General features: G+C 72.1%; 16 protein-coding genes. 3 read left to right on the top strand and 13 right to left on the bottom strand.

Annotation, left to right across the window (positions count from 1 at the left end):
* Positions 1–56: 56 nt before the first annotated feature.
* Together ACZ59A_RS21850 and ACZ59A_RS21845 are read right to left on the bottom strand one after the other, a co-directional pair.
* Positions 57–1,232, bottom strand: coding sequence for a macrolide family glycosyltransferase (locus ACZ59A_RS21850; protein ID WP_470960796.1), 1,176 nt, complete (start codon positions 1,230–1,232; stop codon positions 57–59).
* 555 nt (positions 1,233–1,787) lie between these two features.
* Positions 1,788–4,310 carry an ATP-dependent Clp protease ATP-binding subunit gene (locus ACZ59A_RS21845; RefSeq protein WP_470960794.1) on the bottom strand — a complete coding sequence of 841 codons (2,523 nt, stop codon included), beginning with the start codon at positions 4,308–4,310 and terminating at the stop codon, positions 1,788–1,790.
* Positions 4,311–4,772: 462 nt separating this feature from the next.
* Between ACZ59A_RS21845 and ACZ59A_RS21840 the strand changes: the two genes are divergently transcribed.
* On the top strand, positions 4,773–5,453 hold the full coding sequence (locus ACZ59A_RS21840) for an SCO3374 family protein (RefSeq protein ID WP_470960792.1): 681 nt from the start codon (positions 4,773–4,775) through the stop codon (positions 5,451–5,453).
* 5 nt (positions 5,454–5,458) lie between these two features.
* Here the strand turns inward: ACZ59A_RS21840 and ACZ59A_RS21835 are convergent, their stop codons facing one another.
* The 10 genes from ACZ59A_RS21835 to ACZ59A_RS21790 form a co-directional block, all read right to left on the bottom strand.
* A complete protein-coding gene (locus tag ACZ59A_RS21835) occupies positions 5,459–5,794 on the bottom strand; it encodes a histone-like nucleoid-structuring protein Lsr2 (protein ID WP_009716898.1) in 336 nt (111 codons plus the stop codon).
* A gap of 221 nt (positions 5,795–6,015) precedes the next feature.
* The gene (locus ACZ59A_RS21830; protein ID WP_470960789.1) at positions 6,016–6,537 is read right to left on the bottom strand and encodes an amino-acid N-acetyltransferase; all 522 of its coding nucleotides are present in this window, start codon (positions 6,535–6,537) and stop codon (positions 6,016–6,018) included.
* Positions 6,538–6,559: 22 nt separating this feature from the next.
* Positions 6,560–6,955: a BlaI/MecI/CopY family transcriptional regulator gene (locus ACZ59A_RS21825; protein WP_358614916.1), complete on the bottom strand. Its 396-nt coding sequence runs from the start codon at positions 6,953–6,955 to the stop codon at positions 6,560–6,562.
* A gap of 116 nt (positions 6,956–7,071) precedes the next feature.
* The gene (locus ACZ59A_RS21820) at positions 7,072–7,266 is read right to left on the bottom strand and encodes a hypothetical protein (protein WP_470960787.1); all 195 of its coding nucleotides are present in this window, start codon (positions 7,264–7,266) and stop codon (positions 7,072–7,074) included.
* 34 nt (positions 7,267–7,300) lie between these two features.
* Positions 7,301–8,134 carry a hypothetical protein gene (locus ACZ59A_RS21815; RefSeq protein ID WP_470960785.1) on the bottom strand — a complete coding sequence of 278 codons (834 nt, stop codon included), beginning with the start codon at positions 8,132–8,134 and terminating at the stop codon, positions 7,301–7,303.
* Positions 8,135–8,518: 384 nt separating this feature from the next.
* Positions 8,519–9,316 carry a type III pantothenate kinase gene (locus ACZ59A_RS21810; RefSeq protein WP_468049797.1) on the bottom strand — a complete coding sequence of 266 codons (798 nt, stop codon included), beginning with the start codon at positions 9,314–9,316 and terminating at the stop codon, positions 8,519–8,521.
* 3 nt (positions 9,317–9,319) lie between these two features.
* Complete coding sequence (nadC, locus tag ACZ59A_RS21805) at positions 9,320–10,378, bottom strand: carboxylating nicotinate-nucleotide diphosphorylase (protein WP_470960783.1); 1,059 nt, start codon at positions 10,376–10,378, stop codon at positions 9,320–9,322.
* On the bottom strand, positions 10,375–12,138 hold the full coding sequence (locus ACZ59A_RS21800) for an L-aspartate oxidase (RefSeq protein ID WP_470961763.1): 1,764 nt from the start codon (positions 12,136–12,138) through the stop codon (positions 10,375–10,377). Before ACZ59A_RS21800 ends, nadC begins: the two co-directional genes overlap by 4 nt.
* 107 nt (positions 12,139–12,245) lie before the next feature.
* Positions 12,246–13,169, bottom strand: coding sequence for a pantoate--beta-alanine ligase (gene panC, locus ACZ59A_RS21795; RefSeq protein WP_470960781.1), 924 nt, complete (start codon positions 13,167–13,169; stop codon positions 12,246–12,248).
* Entirely contained in the window at positions 13,169–14,101 is a 933-nt protein-coding gene (locus ACZ59A_RS21790; protein ID WP_468049803.1) for a Rossmann-like and DUF2520 domain-containing protein, read from the bottom strand. The genes panC and ACZ59A_RS21790 overlap by 1 nt, the downstream gene beginning before the upstream one ends.
* A gap of 208 nt (positions 14,102–14,309) precedes the next feature.
* Between ACZ59A_RS21790 and ACZ59A_RS21785 the strand changes: the two genes are divergently transcribed.
* Positions 14,310–15,521, top strand: a complete 1,212-nt coding sequence (locus tag ACZ59A_RS21785) for a threonine aldolase family protein (RefSeq protein WP_470961760.1) — start codon at positions 14,310–14,312, stop codon at positions 15,519–15,521.
* Here ACZ59A_RS21785 and ACZ59A_RS21780 read toward each other — a convergent pair whose 3' ends face one another.
* Positions 15,522–15,914, bottom strand: a complete 393-nt coding sequence (locus tag ACZ59A_RS21780; protein WP_470960779.1) for a hypothetical protein — start codon at positions 15,912–15,914, stop codon at positions 15,522–15,524.
* A gap of 99 nt (positions 15,915–16,013) precedes the next feature.
* On the opposite strand from ACZ59A_RS21780, the gene ACZ59A_RS21775 reads away from it, so the two are divergent.
* On the top strand, positions 16,014–17,105 hold the full coding sequence (locus ACZ59A_RS21775; RefSeq protein WP_468049807.1) for a DUF5937 family protein: 1,092 nt from the start codon (positions 16,014–16,016) through the stop codon (positions 17,103–17,105).
* The last annotated feature ends 110 nt before the right edge of the window (positions 17,106–17,215 follow it).

The raw sequence follows: 17,215 nt of genomic DNA, 5'->3' as shown, positions 1-17,215 counted from the left end.
ATCCGCACCTGCGGCCCGGCCCGAGGGCCGGGCCGCAGGTGTTTCCCGGGTGGGCCTCAGCCCAGCATCTCCTCGATCAGATCCGCGGCCCGCGCCGTCCCGCCCTCGGCCCGCGACTGGTCACGCAGGTCGGCCGCCCGCCGGGCCACCGCCTCGTCCGTGGTCAGGTCGAGCAGGGCGGTGCGCAGCGCCTCGGCGGTCGCGTCCGCCGTGTCGAGGCGGCGGGCCACGCCCAGTTCGACGAGCCGGTCGGCGTTCATCGGCTGATCGGTCGCCTGCGGTACGGCGATCATGGGCAGCCCGCAGTACAGGCCCTCGCCGCTGCTGCCCATCCCCGCGTGGGTGACGAACGCGTCGGCCTGCTCCAGGATCGACAGCTGTGGCACCCACGGGTGAACCTCGACATTGGCCGGGACGTGCCCCAGCTCCGCCGGGTCGACGTACTTGCCGACCTGCAGCACCACATGCCACCCGGGCAGGTCTCCGAAGGCGGCCAGGCACTCCCGGTAGAAGCCGGGCTGCCGGGTGTAGGCCGAGCCCAGGGAGACCAGCAGCACCTTCTCGGCACCGGCGGGGCGTTCCCACCGGCCCTGGTCGGCGCGGTCGCCGAGACAGGGCCCGACGAACGTCACCACGTCCTCGTTCACCCGGTCGGCGTTCGGCTGCATGGCCCGGGGGATCACCGCGACCGCCCGCCCGGGCGGCCCGCAGAAGGCTTGCACATCGAGGGTCGTCGCCCCGCAACCGGCCAGCCACGCGGCGAACTTCGCCTGGTACGCGTCGGCCCCCGGCAACGCCATGAGGTGCGCCACGACCTCCTGTTCGTAGCCCTCCCAGGCGACGAAGGTCGGCGAGAGCTGCACCGCCGGGCGCCCCTGCGCCTCGGCGAGGACCCGCCCGTTGTACCCGCCGATGTCGTACAGATAGAGGTCGGCGGGGTCGTTGTCGTACGTGGCGCGCAATTGCGGCAGCGCCTGGATCGCGTCGTCCAGGAAGACGGTCATCGCGGCGATGGGGTCCTCGGGCCAGTCGTTGTCGGCGACCGGCAGGGTCGAGTCGTACGGCACGAATGCGGCGCCGGTCGGCTTGATGACGTCCGCCCGGCAGGGGTCATTGGCATACGTCACGCGGTGACCGCGCGCCACCAGTTCCCGGATGACTTCGAGGCCGGGCAAGATGTGGCTGATGGGGGGAATGCCGACCATCGCGATATGGGCACGGCGACGGGACATGAGAGATCACTCGATTCAGGTCTACGGCGAATGGGACACGGCGAACCGGCGCAGCGGTGATCTCACCGGTGCGCTGGAGGGAGCGGCGTGTCAGCCGTAGATCTGAAGAAACGAGTCCATGCGCGCACCGTACCCCGGCGGCACACCCCACCGCGCTCCTTTTTCGCGCCTCCCGCGCGGGCTCAGCCCGCCATAAGCGACCGCTCAGCGCCCCGCCTTAGGGTCACCCCTGCGACGGGCCGCCCGTTCTCTCCCCCTCTCCCGGCGGACCGTCGCCCTCAAACCGCCTCCGGAAATGCCGCGGCTCTTTCCTCGCCCCGGCGCCGACCGCCACCCGCATTTCGCGCACCGGATCTTTCAAGACCGAATGCGCGGCATTTCCGCCACCCGCACCACCGGCGCAGCGGTCCGACCGCTGGGCCACGGATATCGCTACGGGCCCGCAGAGGCCCGAGAAGGCCCTCAGAAGGCCGCGGGCGGGCCAGGACAAACGAAAGGGCCGCCGAACCGTGCGATACGGTCCAGCGGCCCCTCAGCCGCTTCACAAGGTGACGCTTATGCTTCCTTGCTCAGGTTCGGGCCTCCACCGGCGGCGGACTCGATCGGCGGGGTGTCCGGCAGCGCCGACTTCTCCTCGCCGCGGAAGGTGAACTTCTTCTCCTCACCCTCGCCCTCGATGTCCACGACCACAATGTGGCCCGGACGCAGCTCGCCGAAGAGAATCTTCTCCGACAGCACGTCCTCGATCTCCCGCTGGATCGTCCGGCGCAGCGGCCGGGCGCCCAGCACGGGGTCGTAGCCCCGCTTGGCGAGCAGCTTCTTGGCGTCACCGCTGAGCTCGATGCCCATGTCGCGGTCCTTGAGCCGCTCGTCCACCTTGTCGGTCATGAGGTCGACGATCTGGATGATGTCTTCCTCGGTGAGCTGGTGGAAGACGACGGTGTCGTCGACACGGTTCAGGAACTCGGGGCGGAAGTGCTGCTTCAGCTCCTCGTTGACCTTGTTCTTCATCCGCTCGTAGCCGGTCTTCACATCGCCCTGGGCGGCGAAGCCCAGGTTGAAGCCCTTGGAGATGTCCCGGGTGCCGAGGTTGGTGGTCATGATGATCACCGTGTTCTTGAAGTCCACGACCCGGCCCTGGGAGTCGGTCAGCCGACCGTCCTCCAGGATCTGCAGCAGCGAGTTGAAGATGTCCGGGTGGGCCTTCTCGACCTCGTCGAAGAGGACCACGGAGAACGGCTTGCGGCGCACCTTCTCGGTGAGCTGGCCGCCCTCCTCGTAGCCCACGTATCCGGGCGGGGAGCCGAAGAGCCGCGAGACGGTGTGCTTCTCGCTGAACTCCGACATGTCGAGCGAGATCATCGCGTCCTCGTCGCCGAAGAGGAACTCGGCGAGAGTCTTGCTCAGCTCGGTCTTACCGACACCGGACGGGCCCGCGAAGATGAAGGAGCCGCCAGGACGCTTCGGGTCCTTGAGGCCCGCACGCGTACGCCGGATGGCCTGCGAGAGCGCCTTGATGGCGTCCTTCTGGCCGATGACGCGCTTGTGCAGCTCGTCCTCCATGCGGAGCAGCCGGGACGACTCCTCCTCGGTGAGCTTGAAGACCGGGATGCCGGTGGCCGTGGCCAGGACCTCGGCGATCAGCTCCTCGTCGACCTCGGCGACGACATCCATGTCGCCGGCCTTCCACTCCTTCTCCCGCTTCGCCTTCGCGGCCAGGAGCTGCTTCTCCTTGTCGCGCAGGCCCGCGGCCATCTCGAAGTCCTGCGAGTCGATCGCGGACTCCTTCTCCCGGCGCACGTCGGCGATCTTCTCGTCGAACTCGCGCAGGTCCGGCGGCGCGGTCATCCGGCGGATCCGCATCCGGGAACCGGCCTCGTCGATCAGGTCGATCGCCTTGTCCGGCAGGAAGCGGTCCGAGATGTAGCGGTCGGCCAGAGTGGCGGCCGCGACCAGGGCCGAGTCCGTGATCGAGACACGGTGGTGCGCCTCGTAACGGTCCCGCAGGCCCTTGAGGATCTCGATGGTGTGCGGCAGCGACGGCTCGGCCACCTGGATGGGCTGGAAGCGGCGCTCGAGGGCCGCGTCCTTCTCCAGGTACTTGCGGTACTCGTCGAGCGTCGTCGCGCCGATGGTCTGCAGCTCGCCCCGCGCCAGCATCGGCTTGAGGATGCTGGCGGCATCGATCGCGCCCTCGGCGGCGCCCGCACCCACCAGGGTGTGGAGCTCGTCGATGAACAGGATGATGTCGCCGCGGGTGCGGATCTCCTTGAGGACCTTCTTCAGGCGCTCCTCGAAGTCACCGCGGTAGCGGGAACCGGCGACCAGGGCGCCCAGGTCCAGGGTGTAGAGGTGCTTGTCCTTGAGGGTCTCGGGCACCTCGCCCTTGACGATCGCCTGGGCCAGTCCCTCGACGACCGCCGTCTTGCCGACGCCGGGCTCGCCGATGAGGACCGGGTTGTTCTTGGTGCGGCGCGAAAGCACCTGCATGACCCGCTCGATCTCCTTCTCGCGCCCGATGACCGGGTCGAGCTTGGATTCGCGGGCGGCCTGCGTGAGGTTGCGGCCGAACTGGTCCAGGACGAGCGAGGTGGAGGGAGTGCCCTCCGCCGGGCCGCCGGCGGTGGCGGCTTCCTTGCCCTGGTAGCCGGAGAGCAGCTGGATGACCTGCTGCCGCACCCGGTTCAGATCGGCGCCCAGCTTCACGAGGACCTGGGCGGCGACGCCCTCGCCCTCGCGGATCAGGCCGAGCAGGATGTGCTCCGTACCGATGTAGTTGTGGCCGAGCTGAAGGGCCTCGCGGAGCGACAGCTCCAGGACCTTCTTGGCACGGGGGGTGAAGGGGATGTGCCCGGACGGGGCCTGCTGGCCCTGACCGATGATCTCCTCCACCTGCTGGCGGACCGCCTCGAGCGAAATCCCGAGGCTCTCCAGGGCCTTAGCGGCGACACCCTCACCCTCGTGGATCAGGCCCAGGAGAATGTGTTCGGTGCCGATGTAGTTGTGGTTGAGCATCCGGGCTTCTTCCTGAGCCAGGACGACAACCCGCCGCGCGCGGTCGGTGAACCTCTCGAACATCGTTAATCGCTCCTCAGAGCGGTCAGAAAGATCGGGGACGATCCCCTCCCTGTCCTTCCGCATGCTAGTCCCGCAACCCGGGACAGCTCATTCCAACTGCCGACAACCGTCCGGATCGGTCCCGGTCTTATGGGACGCACAGCAGATGGCCTCCTGCCCGAACAGCCGACAACTGCTCCAACCCGATGGTGCGAGACGATGTTCCCGCAGGCCAGGCATCTACGCCCACCGCCACTACGCCGATGGCGAACGCCCCTTTCTCCCGACACGCGGACCGCCCCTCCCACTAGGGATGTCTTACCCGCAAGCACGGACACTCCATGCCGGGCGGGCCGGTTCCCTCAGCTACGGGCGAACAACCTTGCGTCCATTCACCACCCCTGCAGACCCCCATCCGCTCACGCGGTGCGGTCATCTGCCTACGGGACGTAACCTTCGGGGAGGGAGACAGTTTCTCTGGGCATGATCTCCACCGCCGCGGCGCCGTCCGGCCGCCCACAGGACCGCCCGGCCCCCGGACAGTGCCCACCCGGACGGCTCTCACCGGGACAGGGCACACCGGGGTGCGCGCGGTGGTACGAGGAGCTGGGCTGGCCGACGACGCCGTGGCCGACGACGCCGACGACCGGCAGCGGTCCCGTCGAGCTGCTCACGGGGGTGGCATTCGACGTACTGGAGCTGCCGGTCGCCGCCGGTTTCGCGCTGCTGCGGCGCGTACCGCGGACCGGTCCGGTCGCGGTGGAGGGCCCCTGGATGCGGCTGCTGGTGGCCGCGGGCGGCGCCGACGAGCTGCCGGGGCTGCTCGACTGGCTGGAGTGGGGCGGAATTCCGCTGGATCTGACCGCACTCGGCGCCGACGGCCAGATCACCGCTCCGTGCCCCTCCGCCTCGTGGCCTCCGTCCGGGGAACCCGGGGTGCCCGAAGCACCCGCCGGACGGTGCCCGCAGGAGGCCGCCGTATGGCTGCGGCCTCCCGACCCGGAGAGCGGGGTGGAGCCGACGCTGCCGGTGACAGGCTTCGGGGGCGATGGGGGCACCCCCGACCTCGTGCGGCTCGTGGGCGCGGCGGCCACGGAGTGCCACCGAGCCCGGTTGCTGCGCGCCCGACCACTGCCCAGGCAGCGGCGAGCCGGGGAAGGGTGACGTGCTCAGCCGTTGGCCTTCTCGTACGCCTCACGGACCGTCGCCGGAACACGGCCGCGGTCGTTGACCTCGTAGCCGTTCTCCTTCGCCCAGGCGCGGATCTTCGCGGTGTCCTGGCCACTGCCCGACGCCGCACGCGCCTTTCCACGGCCACCGGAAGCCCGGCCGCCGGTGCGACGGCCGCCCTTGGTGAACGGCTCCAGGGCATCCCGGAGCTTGTCCGCGTTGACTGTGTTGAGGTCGATCTCGTAGCTCTTGCCGTCCAGCGCGAACGTCACAGTCTCGTCCGCCTCGCCGCCGTCGAGGTCGTCGACAAGAAGGACCTGAACCTTCTGTGCCATGGGGTTCCTTTCAGGGAAAACGGGGGGCTCGGGGGCGCGGCGTTAGCCGCTGATGTCTCACCCCCCAGGTAATTACACTACGGGAGAATAGGAAACCGCTTTTCCCGGAAAAACACAAACCCTCCGGGAAGGTTCGACCGATCGTCCATGCGGGAAGGCTGATGGAACCCCGCGTTCCGGAGCTATGTGATAGGGGCGCGATTCGGACATAGGGCCCGCGATCACAGTTGCAGAAGCATCCGGCTGTTGCCAAGGGTGTTCGGCTTCACCCGTTCGAGACCGAGGAACTCGGCGACGCCCTCGTCATAGGAACGCAGCAGCTCGCTGTAGACATCCCCGTCGACCGGCGTCTCGCCGATCTCCACGAAGCCGTGCTTGGTGAAGAAGTCGACTTCGAAGGTGAGGCAGAAAATGCGCCGCACGCCGAGCCAGCGCGCCGTCTGCAACAGCTTGTCGAGCACCAGGTGGCCTACACCACTCCCCTTGTGAGTGGGATCCACCGCGAGAGTGCGAACCTCCGCGAGGTCTTCCCACATGACGTGGAGTGCGCCGCAGCCAATGACCTCAGCGTCCTCGTCCCGCTCCGCGACCCAGAACTCCTGGATGTCCTCGTAAAGGGTCACCATGGCTTTGTCGAGCAGGATGCGATCGCTCACGTAGGAGTCGATGAGCCGACGCACGGCCCGTACATCGCTGGTCCGGGCACGGCGGACGGTGACTGCTTTTGATAGGGCTGAGGACATGGCCGGACGCTATCGCCCCGGCTCATCGCCCCGACTCACCGGGGCTCTCTCCCGGCTCACCGAGTTGTGCGACGCGCATGGCATCCCGCAGTGCATCTCGCTGCTCTTCGGACATCATCCCGAAGAACGCGACGAGGGCGGCCGCCGGGTTGTCACTGGTCGACCACGCTTCGTTCATCAGTGCGGCCGAGTAGGCGGCCCTGGTGGAGACCGCGGCATATCGATAGGCGCGGCCTTGCACCTCCCTGCGGAGCCAGCCCTTGTGATGGAGGTTGTCCATTACGGTCATGACCGTCGTGTAGGCGATCGAGCGTTCTCGCTGAAGGTCTTCCAGGACTTCTCGGACCGTGACCGGGCGGTTCCACTTCCACACCCGCGTCATGACCGCGTCTTCCAGGTCTCCCAATGGCCGAGGCACATGTGAATAATAGTGGGAGATGTACCGAATGTCGGGGGATGTGCGCGGCGAAAGGCCGCACGCCCCGGGATGCGGGTGCATCCCGGGGCGTGGCGGCGAAGGTGCGGGGGCCGGTGTCAGGTCGTCTTACGGCCCGGCGCCTCGGCGGCCGGTGCCGTGCGGTCCGCCTCGGTGCGGGCGAGCGCCGCGTCCACGAGGTGGTCCTCCTTCGCCTTGTTGGCGCCACCCTGGCTCTTGATCATCGTCACGATCAGGAAGGTGAAGGCCACGGCCATCACCAGGGGCGGCACCAGCGCGGAGACGTAATCCATGGCTGTCGGCCTCCTTTTGCTCGATGCCCCCAGATTACGCGGCGCCCGCGCCGGCCTCCGCGCCGGGCCTGACGCCGGACCTGGCGCCGGGGCCGAGCCGGGACTCGTGCTCCGGCGGCGGGGAGGGACGGCGGCGCTTGGGCGGGAAGACCTCGGCGGGCGTCGGCACCGGCCGCTGCGGGCGCGGGGTGCCACGCCCCGGCTCGCGCCGCGCCGGCTCCTCGCGGTCGCCGCGGTCGGGGGCGGGGGTGGGCTTCTTGCGCGGCTCCCGCTTCGGCTCCTCGTCCTTCAGCACCGGCGGCACCGGCCCGCTCGCGGCCCCGGGCGCGGCCGCCCCCGCTCCGGCTCCGGCGCCGCCCGGCAGGGCCCGCAGCCGGGCCTCCGAGGGGCGGGGAAGCGGCGGCGCGGCGGCCAGGGCGCGCGTCGCCAGCCGGGCGCGTACGCAGCGCTCGGCCAGGCGCTCGCAGTGGCTCAGCAGCGCGCGGCGGCGCGCGGCCTCGCCGTCCGACGCGCCGGCCCGGCACAGCGTGCGGAGCGCGGCCAGGTCCTCCGGGAGCGGTTCGTAACCGGCGGCCAGGGCGCCCTCGAGCTGCTCCAGATAGCCGACGGCGGCGCCGGGGAGAGCGGAGCGGTAGCGGGCCAGCTCGTCGAGCAGAAACGCTCGCAGCCGCCCGCCCTCGCGGACCGCCTCGTCCACGGCTTCGGCGAGCCGGAAACAGTCCTGGACCTCCTCCGCCCGGTCCGGGCCGCGGGGGCCGGGGGGAGTGACGGGTTCGGGTTGGAGGGCGATGGCGAGGGCGCGTCGGAGCACACGCAGCTCATCCGCACTGAACGCCATTCCGCCGCGGGATCCATAGGGCGTGGGCATGGGAGGACTTTAAGTGCTAAGCGGACAAATTTCGCTGAGCGGCGGGCGGTGCGGCGCGTTGCGGGGGCGGCCATTCGGCGGTGGGTGCCGAGGCGCGAGCCCGCCCCCGCGGCGGAGTCCGCCGGGCGCCCGGACGGGCGCTCTCCTGGCGGAGGCGAACAGCGGCCGGGCGGGTTCCGCTTGTCGGTCCCGAATTCGGCGGGACGGCATTCCTCGACTACGGCTCGGCAGTCGGTGGAGTGCTCTCAGCGGCGCCCCACCGAATGAACAGCGCGATGAAGAGAGCGAGGAACATCGCGCGGAATTCGTTTCGTAATGCCGCCAATACCGCCGAGTTCGCAGGTGAACGGTGTTTTCGGCACGATCGGGCGCCGACGGTGCCGTTCAGCCGCGCGCGACGTTGCGCTCGTAGACCAGCCGCAGGCCGATCAGGGTGAGCCAGGGCTCGTGCTCGTCGATGACCGAGGCTTCCCCGAGGACCATCGGCGCCAGACCGCCGGTGGCGATCACCGTCACTTCCTCGGGGTCCTCCGCCAGCTCCCGTGCCATGCGCCGGACGATCCCGTCGACCTGGCCCGCGAAGCCGTACAGGATGCCGGACTGCATGGCCTCCACGGTGTTCTTGCCGATCACGCTGCGCGGGCGGGCCAGCTCGATCTTGCGCAGCTGCGCGCCGCGGACCCCCAGCGCCTCGACCGAGATCTCGATACCGGGCGCGATCACCCCGCCCACGTACTCGCCGCGCGAGCTGACCGCGTCGAAGGTGGTCGCGGTGCCGAAGTCGACGACCACGCACGGGCCCTCGTACAGCTCGACGGCCGCCAGCGCGTTGATGATCCGGTCGGCGCCGACCTCCTTCGGGTTGTCCATCAGGATCGGCACACCGGTCTTCACGCCCGGTTCGACCAGGACGGACGGCACATCGCCGTAGTACCGGCGGGTGACCTCGCGCAGCTCGTGCAGGACGGAGGGGACGGTGGAGCAGATCGAGATGCCCTCGATGCCGTCACCCAGCTCCTCGCCGAGCAGCGGGTGCATCCCCATCAGGCCCTGCAGCAGCACGGCCAGCTCGTCGGCGGTGCGGCGGGCGTCGGTGGAGATCCGCCAGTGCTCGACGATCTCGTCGCCGTCGAAGAGGCCGAGGACGGTGTGTGTGTTCCCGACGTCAATGGTCAGCAGCATGGGCTACACCGCCTCGGCGTCGCGCAGGTCCAGGCCGATGTCCAGGATCGGGGACGAGTGGGTGAGCGCGCCGACGGCCAGGTAGTCGATGCCCGTCTCGGCGTACGCGCGGGCGTTGGCCAGCGTCAGGCGGCCCGAGGACTCCAGCGCGGCCCGGCCCGCGACCAGTTCGACCGCCTCGCGGGTGCGCTCCGGGGTGAAGTTGTCCAGCAGGATCAGATCCGCGCCCGCCTCCAGGACCGGCGGGAGCTGGCCGAGGGTGTCGACCTCCACCTCGATCGGCAGGTCCGGGAACTCGGCCCGTACGGCGCCGAACGCCTGCGCCACGCCGCCCGCGGCGACCACGTGGTTGTCCTTGACGAGCGCCGCGTCCGACAGCGACATGCGGTGGTTGACGCCCCCGCCGCAGCGCACCGCGTACTTCTCCAGCGCGCGCAGCCCCGGCGTCGTCTTACGGGTGTCGCGGACCTTCGCCTTCGTACCCTCCAGCACGTCGGCCCAGGCGCGGGTCGCGGTCGCGATGCCGGACAGGCGGCACAGCAGGTTGAGCGCGCTGCGCTCGCCGGTGAGCAGGTCGCGGGTGCGGGTGCGGACGCTCAGCAGCTTCTGGCCGGGCTCGACCCGGTCGCCGTCCTCCACATGGCGCTCGACCTCGAACTCGTCCGTGCAGACGACGGACAGGATCGCCTCGGCGACCCGCAGCCCGGCCACGGTGCCCGCCTCACGGGCCGTGAAGTCGCCGGTGGCGAAGGCGTCCTCGGGGACAGTGGCGACCGTCGTGACGTCCACGCCCTGGTCGAGGTCCTCCTCGATCGCCATGTGCGCGATGTCCTCGACCTGTACGGGGTCGAGCCCGGCGTCGGCCAGCAGCTGGGCCAGGTCGGGGTCGAGGCCGCACTCCATCGGGTCGAGCCCGTACGCGCCGTCGTCGTCGCCGCTGCCGCAGCCGCAGGCGCTGCCGCAGCCGACGTCCTCGCCACCGCCCGGCAGGCCGATCTGGAGCAGCGGAAGGGCCGCGGGCTGTGGGGGGCTCTGCTGGCGGTCGTCGGAGGTGCTGCTCACGGGTGGGACTCCGTCTCGGGTCGGGTGGTGGGTGAGGGGAACGCCGCGGAGTCCGTCGTACGGACGTCGAGCGAGCCGTCGGGGCCGAGGGTGACCAGGAGGTGCCGCTGCCACGCCGCGTCGTCCCGGTCGGGGCGGTCCTCCCGCCAGTGGCAGCCGCGGGTCTCCTCGCGCCGGAGCGCGGCGGCCACCAGGACCCGGGCGACGAGGAGGAGGTTCGTCGCCTCCCACGTCTCGACGCCGGGCTCGGCCGTCTTGCCGTCGCGGCGCAGCGTCTGGAGGGCGTCGTCCCGGACGCGGTCCAGCTGCCCGGCGGCGTGGGCGAGGGTTTCGGCGGAGCGGAGGACACCGGCGCCGGTGGTCATGATGCGCTGGACGGCGTACCGGGCCTCGGGGGCGAGCAGGGCCCCTCCCCCTGCCCGGCCGCCTGACGCGTCGGTGGCCGCGGCCCGTGGCGCCGGGTCCGGTGTGCGGGCCGGGGCCGGTATGCGGGCCGGGTCCGGTATGCGGGCCGGGGCCGGTGTGCGGGCCGGGTCGACGATGTCCGCCGCGATGCGCTCGGCGAAGACCAGGCCCTCCAGCAGCGAGTTGGACGCCAGCCGGTTCGCGCCGTGGACGCCCGTGCAGGCCGTCTCCCCGCACGCGTACAGCCCCGGCACCGTCGTACGCCCCCGCAGGTCCGTCCACACCCCGCCGCTGGCGTAGTGCGCGGCGGGGGCCACCGGGATCGGCTGGGTGACCGGGTCGATGCCGTGGGACCGGCAGGCGGCCAGGATCGTCGGGAAGCGGTGCTCCCACATCCGGGCGCCGAAGTGGCGGGCGTCCAGATACATGTGCTCGGCGCCCTGCTCCCGCATGCGCCGCATGATGCCCTTGGCGACGATGTCGCGGGGCGCCAGCTCGGCCAGCTCGTGCTGGCCCTCCATGAAGCGCACACCGTCCGCGTCCACCAGATACGCGCCCTCTCCCCGCACCGCCTCGGAGACCAGCGGCTGCTGCCCCTCGGCCTCCGGGCCGAGCCACAGCACCGTGGGGTGGAACTGGACGAACTCCAGGTCGCTCACCTCCGCCCCGGCGCGCAGCGCGAGGGCGACGCCGTCGCCGGTGGAGACGGCGGGGTTGGTGGTGGCGGAGAAGACCTGGCCCATGCCGCCCGTAGCGAGGACGATCGCGCCCGCGTGGACCGCGCCCACGCCATCGCGCGCGCCCTCGCCCATGACGTGCAGGGTGACGCCCGCGGCGCGGCCGGAGGCGTCCTTGAGGAGATCGAGCACCAGGGCGTTCTCGACGGTGTCGATCCCCGCCTCGCGAACCGCCCCGACCAGGGCGCGGGAGATCTCCGCGCCGGTCGCGTCGCCGCCCGCGTGGGCGATGCGGCGGCGGTGGTGGCCGCCCTCCCGGGTCAGCAGGATCTCGCCGGTGTCGTCGTCGGCGTCGAAGCGGGCGCCGGTGGCGATGAGCCTGCGCACGGCGTCGGGGCCCTCGGTGACCAGCATCCGCACGGCCCGCTCGTCGCACAGCCCGGCGCCCGCGACGAGCGTGTCGTCGAGATGCTGCCCGGGGGTGTCGCCCTCGCCGAGGGCGGCGGCTATGCCGCCCTGGGCCCAGCGCGTGGAGCCGTCGTCGAGGCGGGCCTTGGTGACGACGGTGACCTTCGCCCCGGCGGCGGCGCAGCGCAGCGCCACGGTCAGGCCCGCGACGCCCGAGCCGACCACCACGACGTCGGCCTCGGTGGCCCAGCCGGGCGCGGGGGCGCGCAGGGCGGTGGCCGGGGCCGTGGCGCCGGACGGCTCGCCGGTCGGCCCGTCCGTCGGCCCGTTCGCTGCTCTGCTCGCTGGTCCGCTCACTGGTCTGCTCGCTGGTCTGCTCACTGGTCCGCTCCGAACGACAGCCGGATGTTGTCGATCAGCCGCGTGGAGCCGACCTTGGCGGCGACGGCCAGGACGGCCTCGCCGGTGTGGTCCTCGGGGGCCTCGGTGAAGCTCTCCGGGTCGATCAGGCCGAGGTAGTCGAGGACGAGGGGTGGTTCGAGCCGGGCCGCGTCCGCCAGCACCGCGCGCGCCGCGGCCCGTACCGCGGCGGGCGAGCCGGCCTCACGCCTCGCGTCACGCCCCGCGAACAGCGCCCGGGACAGGGCCAGCGCGGTGTCCCGCTCCGGCGCCGAGAGGTAGCGATTACGGCTGGAGAGGGCGAGCCCGTCGCCCTCCCGGACCGTGGGCGCGCCGACGATCTCCACCGGGAAGTCCAGGTCCCGCACCATCCGGCGGACCAGCGCGAGCTGCTGCGCGTCCTTCTCGCCGAAGAAGGCGGCATCCGGGCGGGTGAGGTGGAGCAGCTTGGCGACGACGGTGAGCACCCCGTCGAAGTGGCCGGGCCGTGAGGCGCCCTCGTAGCCGTCGCCCATGGCTCCGGCGGACATCCGTATCCGCGGTTCGCCGCTCCCGTACACCTCCTCGGCCGAGGGGGCGAAGACGATGTCCGCACCGGCGGCGGCCGCGACCTCCAGGTCGGCGTCGAGCGTGCGCGGATAGCGGCCCAGGTCCTCGCCCGCGCCGAACTGCAGCGGATTGACGAAGACCGTGACGGTGACGAGGCCCTTGGCGCCGACCCGGGCGCGCGCGGCGCGGATCAGCGAGGCATGCCCGTCGTGGAGCGCGCCCATGGTCATGACGACGGCCGTACGCCCCGGCGCGGCGAACTCCGCCAGCGCCGCGTCGAAGTCCGCGCGGCGCGCGAACAGCTCGACGTCCGGCTCACCGGGGCTCGGCCCGGTCCACAGCTTCGGGCTCACTATTCCGCTCCTCCCCGGCCCCGGGAATCCGAGACATCCGACAGCACGCCCAGCAGGTTCTCCGCCAGCTCCGGCTTGAGCATCCCGTGCGCGAGGGCCCGGTCCGCCGTGGCACGGGCCATCGCGAGATATCCGGCGACGGCCTGCGGCGCATGCCGCCGCAGCTCCCGGACATGGGCGGCGACCGTGCCCGCGTCGCCGCGGGCGACCGGGCCGGTAAGCGCGGCGTCGCCACTGCGCAGCGAGTTGTCGAGGGCGGCGCCGAGCAGCGGGCCGAGCATCCGGTCGGGCGCCTCGACCCCGGACGCGCGCAGCAGCTCCATGGCCTGGGCGACCAGGGTGACCAGGTGGTTGGCGCCGATGGCGAGGGCCGCGTGATACAGCGGACGGGACTCCTCCGCGACCCATTCGGGCTCGCCGCCCATCTCGATGACCAGCGCCTCGGCCGCCAGCCGCAGCTCCTCGGGGGCGGTGACGCCGAAGGAGCAGCCCGCGAGCCGCTGGACGTCGACCGGGGTGCCCGTGAAGGTCATCACGGGGTGCAGCGCGAGCGGCAGCGCACCGGCCCGCAGGGCGGGCTCGAGCACGGCCGTGCCGTAGCGGCCGGAGGTGTGCACCAGCAGCTGGCCGGGGCGCACCGCACCGGTCTCGGCGAGGCCCGCGACCAGCTCGGGCAGGGCGTCGTCGGGGACGGTGAGCAGCACCAGCTCGGCCCGCGCCAGCACCTCGGCGGGCGGGACGATCGGGACCTCGGGGAGCAGGGCGGCGGCCCGGCTCACGGAGGCGTCGGAGACGCCGGAGGCGGCGACGGGCCGGTGCCCGGCCAGCCGCAGCGAGGCGGCGAGCGCCGGACCGACGCGACCGGCGCCGACGACGCCGACGGTGAGCCGGGCCGGGCGGTCCTGCGGCTCGGGAAGTGGATGTGCGTTCACGCGACTGCGGCCTTCCGTTCCAGTCCTCAGGGGGTACCGGACGATTCCCCGCCATGCTACGCGAGTGCCCCGCGGGGGCCGGGGCGCGTCTCCACGCCTGTGGACAACGCCGCTGGGCAATGGCGCTGGACGAGGGCGCCGGGCAACTTCGCCTGTGGATAACTCCGGAGGTGACGTGCCCGTGGGCCATTATCGGGTCATGACCGGCATGGCGGATGCGGGGGATGGGGCGGATATGGCAGTCGCGGCAGACGTGGCCGAGCAGGCCGCGCGGGGGCGCAGACTCGCGGCCTGGCGCGGCTCCGAGCGGAGCCTTGTGCGGGGCCCGGTGGAACAGCGGATGGACGAGCGGCTGGCGGCCCTGACCGCCGCCGCGCCCGATCTCGACGGCGCCCTCGACGACTGGGTGGACATGTACGGGGACGGCGTGGTCGAGAAGCTGGAGCGGCGGGTCGCCGACCTGCTCGGCATGGAGGCCGCGGCCTTCTTCCCCACCGGCACGATGGCCCAGCAGGTCGCGCTGCGCGCCTGGGCCGGGCGCACCGGCAACCCGGTGGTGGCCGTCCACCCGCTGGCCCATCTGGAGGTGCACGAGCGGGACGCGTATCTGACCGTGAGCGGGCTGCGCGCGGTGCGGCCGACCAGCGAACCACGGCTGCCCACCGCCGCCGAGGTCCACGACCTCGACGAGCCGTTCGGCACCCTCGCCCTCGAACTGCCGCTGCGCGAGGCGGGCTTCGTCCTGCCGGAGTGGGACGACCTGGTCGCCGTCGTGGAGGCCGCCCGGGAGCGGGAGGCGGTGGTCCACTTCGACGGGGCCCGGCTGTGGGAGTGCACCGCGCACTTCGGGCGCGGCCTCCCGGAGATCGCCGCCCTCGCGGACACGGTGTACGTGTCCTTCTACAAGTCGCTCGACGGCATCGCGGGGGCCGCGCTGGCGGGCCCGGAGACGCTGATCGCGGAGGCGGCGGCATGGCGCCACCGGTACGGCGGCCAGCTGTTCCAGCAGTGGCCCATGGCGCTCGCCGCCCTGGCCGGTCTGGACCGCGAACTGCCGCGGCTGCCGTCGTACGTGGCCCATGCGGCCGTCGTGGCGCGGGCGATGCGCGAGGCGTTCGCGGCGGCAGGGGTGGCCTGGTCCCGGGTGCACCCGGAGGTGCCGCACACCCATCAGTTCCAGGTGTGGCTGCCGTATCCGGCGCGGGTGCTGGACGAGGCGGGGATACGGCTGGCGGAGGAGACCCGTACGACGCTGTTCCGCCGCTGGTGGGAGCCGGGTCCGCCCGGCCTGGCCATGTCCGAGGTGACGGTGGCCGCACCCGCGCTGGCCTGGACGGCAGAGGAGGTGACGGAGGCGGTCGCCGCGTTCCTGACCCGGGTGCGGACGGTACTGGCCGAGGACGACACGGACAGCACCTGATTACCGGGCGGCACGGTGGCTCAGGCGGTGGTCGGGGACGGGCAGGCGCTGGCTGGTGCGGGCTGCGGATGGCACCGGGCTGCCGGGCCGGGGCTCAGCTGGGGGTTGGGCATGAGGATGCGTCCGTGGCCAGGCGGGCGGGGCCTCTCCGGTCGGACGCTGACCTGCGGTGCGTACGGTCTGGGCGACGCGGGTCCTTGCCGTTCGCAGCGCGCGCAGGACGGCCCGGCGGCGCCGACGGGCCGGGCGTTCCTCGATCACGGCCTGGAAGTCGCGGGACTCGCGCAGCGCCCGGAGAGCGCGCCAGTCACCGTGGCCGGGGGCGGGCGGGGCGGGCTCACCGCGCTGGGCGGCCCGGTACAGGTCGAGTGCGTACTGCTGAGTGATGGACATGGCACGAGCGTCGGGCCGCCCACCGCCGCCCGTCATCTCGATTGACGATCGCCGTCAAACGAGGTCGGCACGGGGCGCGGGCTGCCGCACCATAGGGGCATGGCCAATGTCGTGGACATCACCGGGCTGCCGCCCGAGCGCATCGTCTTCTGTCCGTCACCGCTCGCGGAACTCGGCGCCGCGCTGCATGTGCTGTCCGAGCCCGGCCACCATCCCGGGCTGCACGGCTGGGCCACCGCCACCGCCGCCTCCCTCAAGCCGGATCTCGCCGACCGGCTGTGCGAGGCGGACTTTCTGTGGGGCACGGCCCGTTCCGACCTGCTGCTGCCGTCCGCCCCCGGGGCCACGCTCGCGGAGGATCTGGACGCGCTGGACCGGATCGACGACGAGGCGTTCGTGGCGGCGGCCTTCGAGATCAGCTGCTCCGCCGCGTACGACCGGCCGACGCCGTCGCCGCTGATCGACCGGTACGAGCGGGACCGGGTCCGGGACATGGCCCGGGCCCGTGGGCCACGGCAACTGGCGTTCGTGGACCGCATGCTGGTCGACCCGGACGGGCTGCGGGTGTGGTTGCGGCGGCTGCTGGAGGACTGCGATCAGGCGTTCTTCGCGGACACCTGGCAGCGGGTGCGGGTGCAACTGGCCGCCGACGCCCGCCACAAGGCCGAGCTGCTGCAGCGCAAGGGGCTCGAGGCGGCGCTGACGGCGGCCTCGGCCGCGCTGTCGCTGGAGCAGGGTGCGGATGGGCGGACGCGGGTCCTGGTCGACAAGCTGGCGGCGGGGCGTACGACGGCGTCCGGGTGCGGGCTGACCCTCATCCCTACGGCCTTCAGCTGGCCGCATCTGCTGCTGGTGCACGCGCCGGGGTGGCCCCCGGTAATCCAGTACCCGGTCGCCGGGCCCGAGCTCTCCCCGCCCGCCGCCCTGCAACTGGTTCAGCAGCGGCTGGAGGCCCTCGCGCATCCGATGCGGATGCGTATCTGCCGGGCGTTGGCGCGGGGGCCGCACACGACGGGTGAGCTGGCCGAGGCTTACGCCATCACCGCGCCGGAGGTCTCCCGGCACATCGCCGTTCTGAAGAAGGCCGGGCTTCTGCAGACTCGGCGGCGGGGGCGGTATGTGCTGCATCAGCTGGAGTTGGGGGCGGTGGCGCGGTTGGGCAGCGACTTCTTGGAGGGGGTCCTGCGGTAGGGGTGGCGGGGGGCTTTTCCCCACCCCGCCCCTTCCCGTAACCGGGGCTCCGCCCCGGACCCCGCTCCTCAATCGCCGGAGGGGCTGGGTTGTGGGGCCCTCAGCCCCGG

The sequence above is a fragment of the Streptomyces sp. NPDC040405 genome (assembly GCF_055595765.1).
This window is presented reverse-complemented; position numbering and strand designations above follow the sequence as displayed.

Excerpts from the sequence above, each read along its gene's own strand:
- ACZ59A_RS21835 (WP_009716898.1), bottom strand. The coding sequence starts at position 5,794 with ATGGCACAGAAGGTTCAGGTCCTTCTTGTCGACGACCTCGACGGCGGC.
- ACZ59A_RS21815 (WP_470960785.1), bottom strand. The coding sequence starts at position 8,134 with ATGCCCACGCCCTATGGATCCCGCGGCGGAATGGCGTTCAGTGCGGAT.
- ACZ59A_RS21785 (WP_470961760.1), top strand. The coding sequence starts at position 14,310 with ATGGCGGATGCGGGGGATGGGGCGGATATGGCAGTCGCGGCAGACGTG.
- ACZ59A_RS21840 (WP_470960792.1), top strand. The coding sequence starts at position 4,773 with ATGATCTCCACCGCCGCGGCGCCGTCCGGCCGCCCACAGGACCGCCCG.
- ACZ59A_RS21820 (WP_470960787.1), bottom strand. The coding sequence starts at position 7,266 with ATGGATTACGTCTCCGCGCTGGTGCCGCCCCTGGTGATGGCCGTGGCC.
- ACZ59A_RS21775 (WP_468049807.1), top strand. The coding sequence starts at position 16,014 with ATGGCCAATGTCGTGGACATCACCGGGCTGCCGCCCGAGCGCATCGTC.
- ACZ59A_RS21780 (WP_470960779.1), bottom strand. The coding sequence starts at position 15,914 with ATGTCCATCACTCAGCAGTACGCACTCGACCTGTACCGGGCCGCCCAG.
- ACZ59A_RS21810 (WP_468049797.1), bottom strand. The coding sequence starts at position 9,316 with ATGCTGCTGACCATTGACGTCGGGAACACACACACCGTCCTCGGCCTC.
- ACZ59A_RS21850 (WP_470960796.1), bottom strand. The coding sequence starts at position 1,232 with ATGTCCCGTCGCCGTGCCCATATCGCGATGGTCGGCATTCCCCCCATC.
- ACZ59A_RS21845 (WP_470960794.1), bottom strand. The coding sequence starts at position 4,310 with ATGTTCGAGAGGTTCACCGACCGCGCGCGGCGGGTTGTCGTCCTGGCT.
- ACZ59A_RS21830 (WP_470960789.1), bottom strand. The coding sequence starts at position 6,537 with ATGTCCTCAGCCCTATCAAAAGCAGTCACCGTCCGCCGTGCCCGGACC.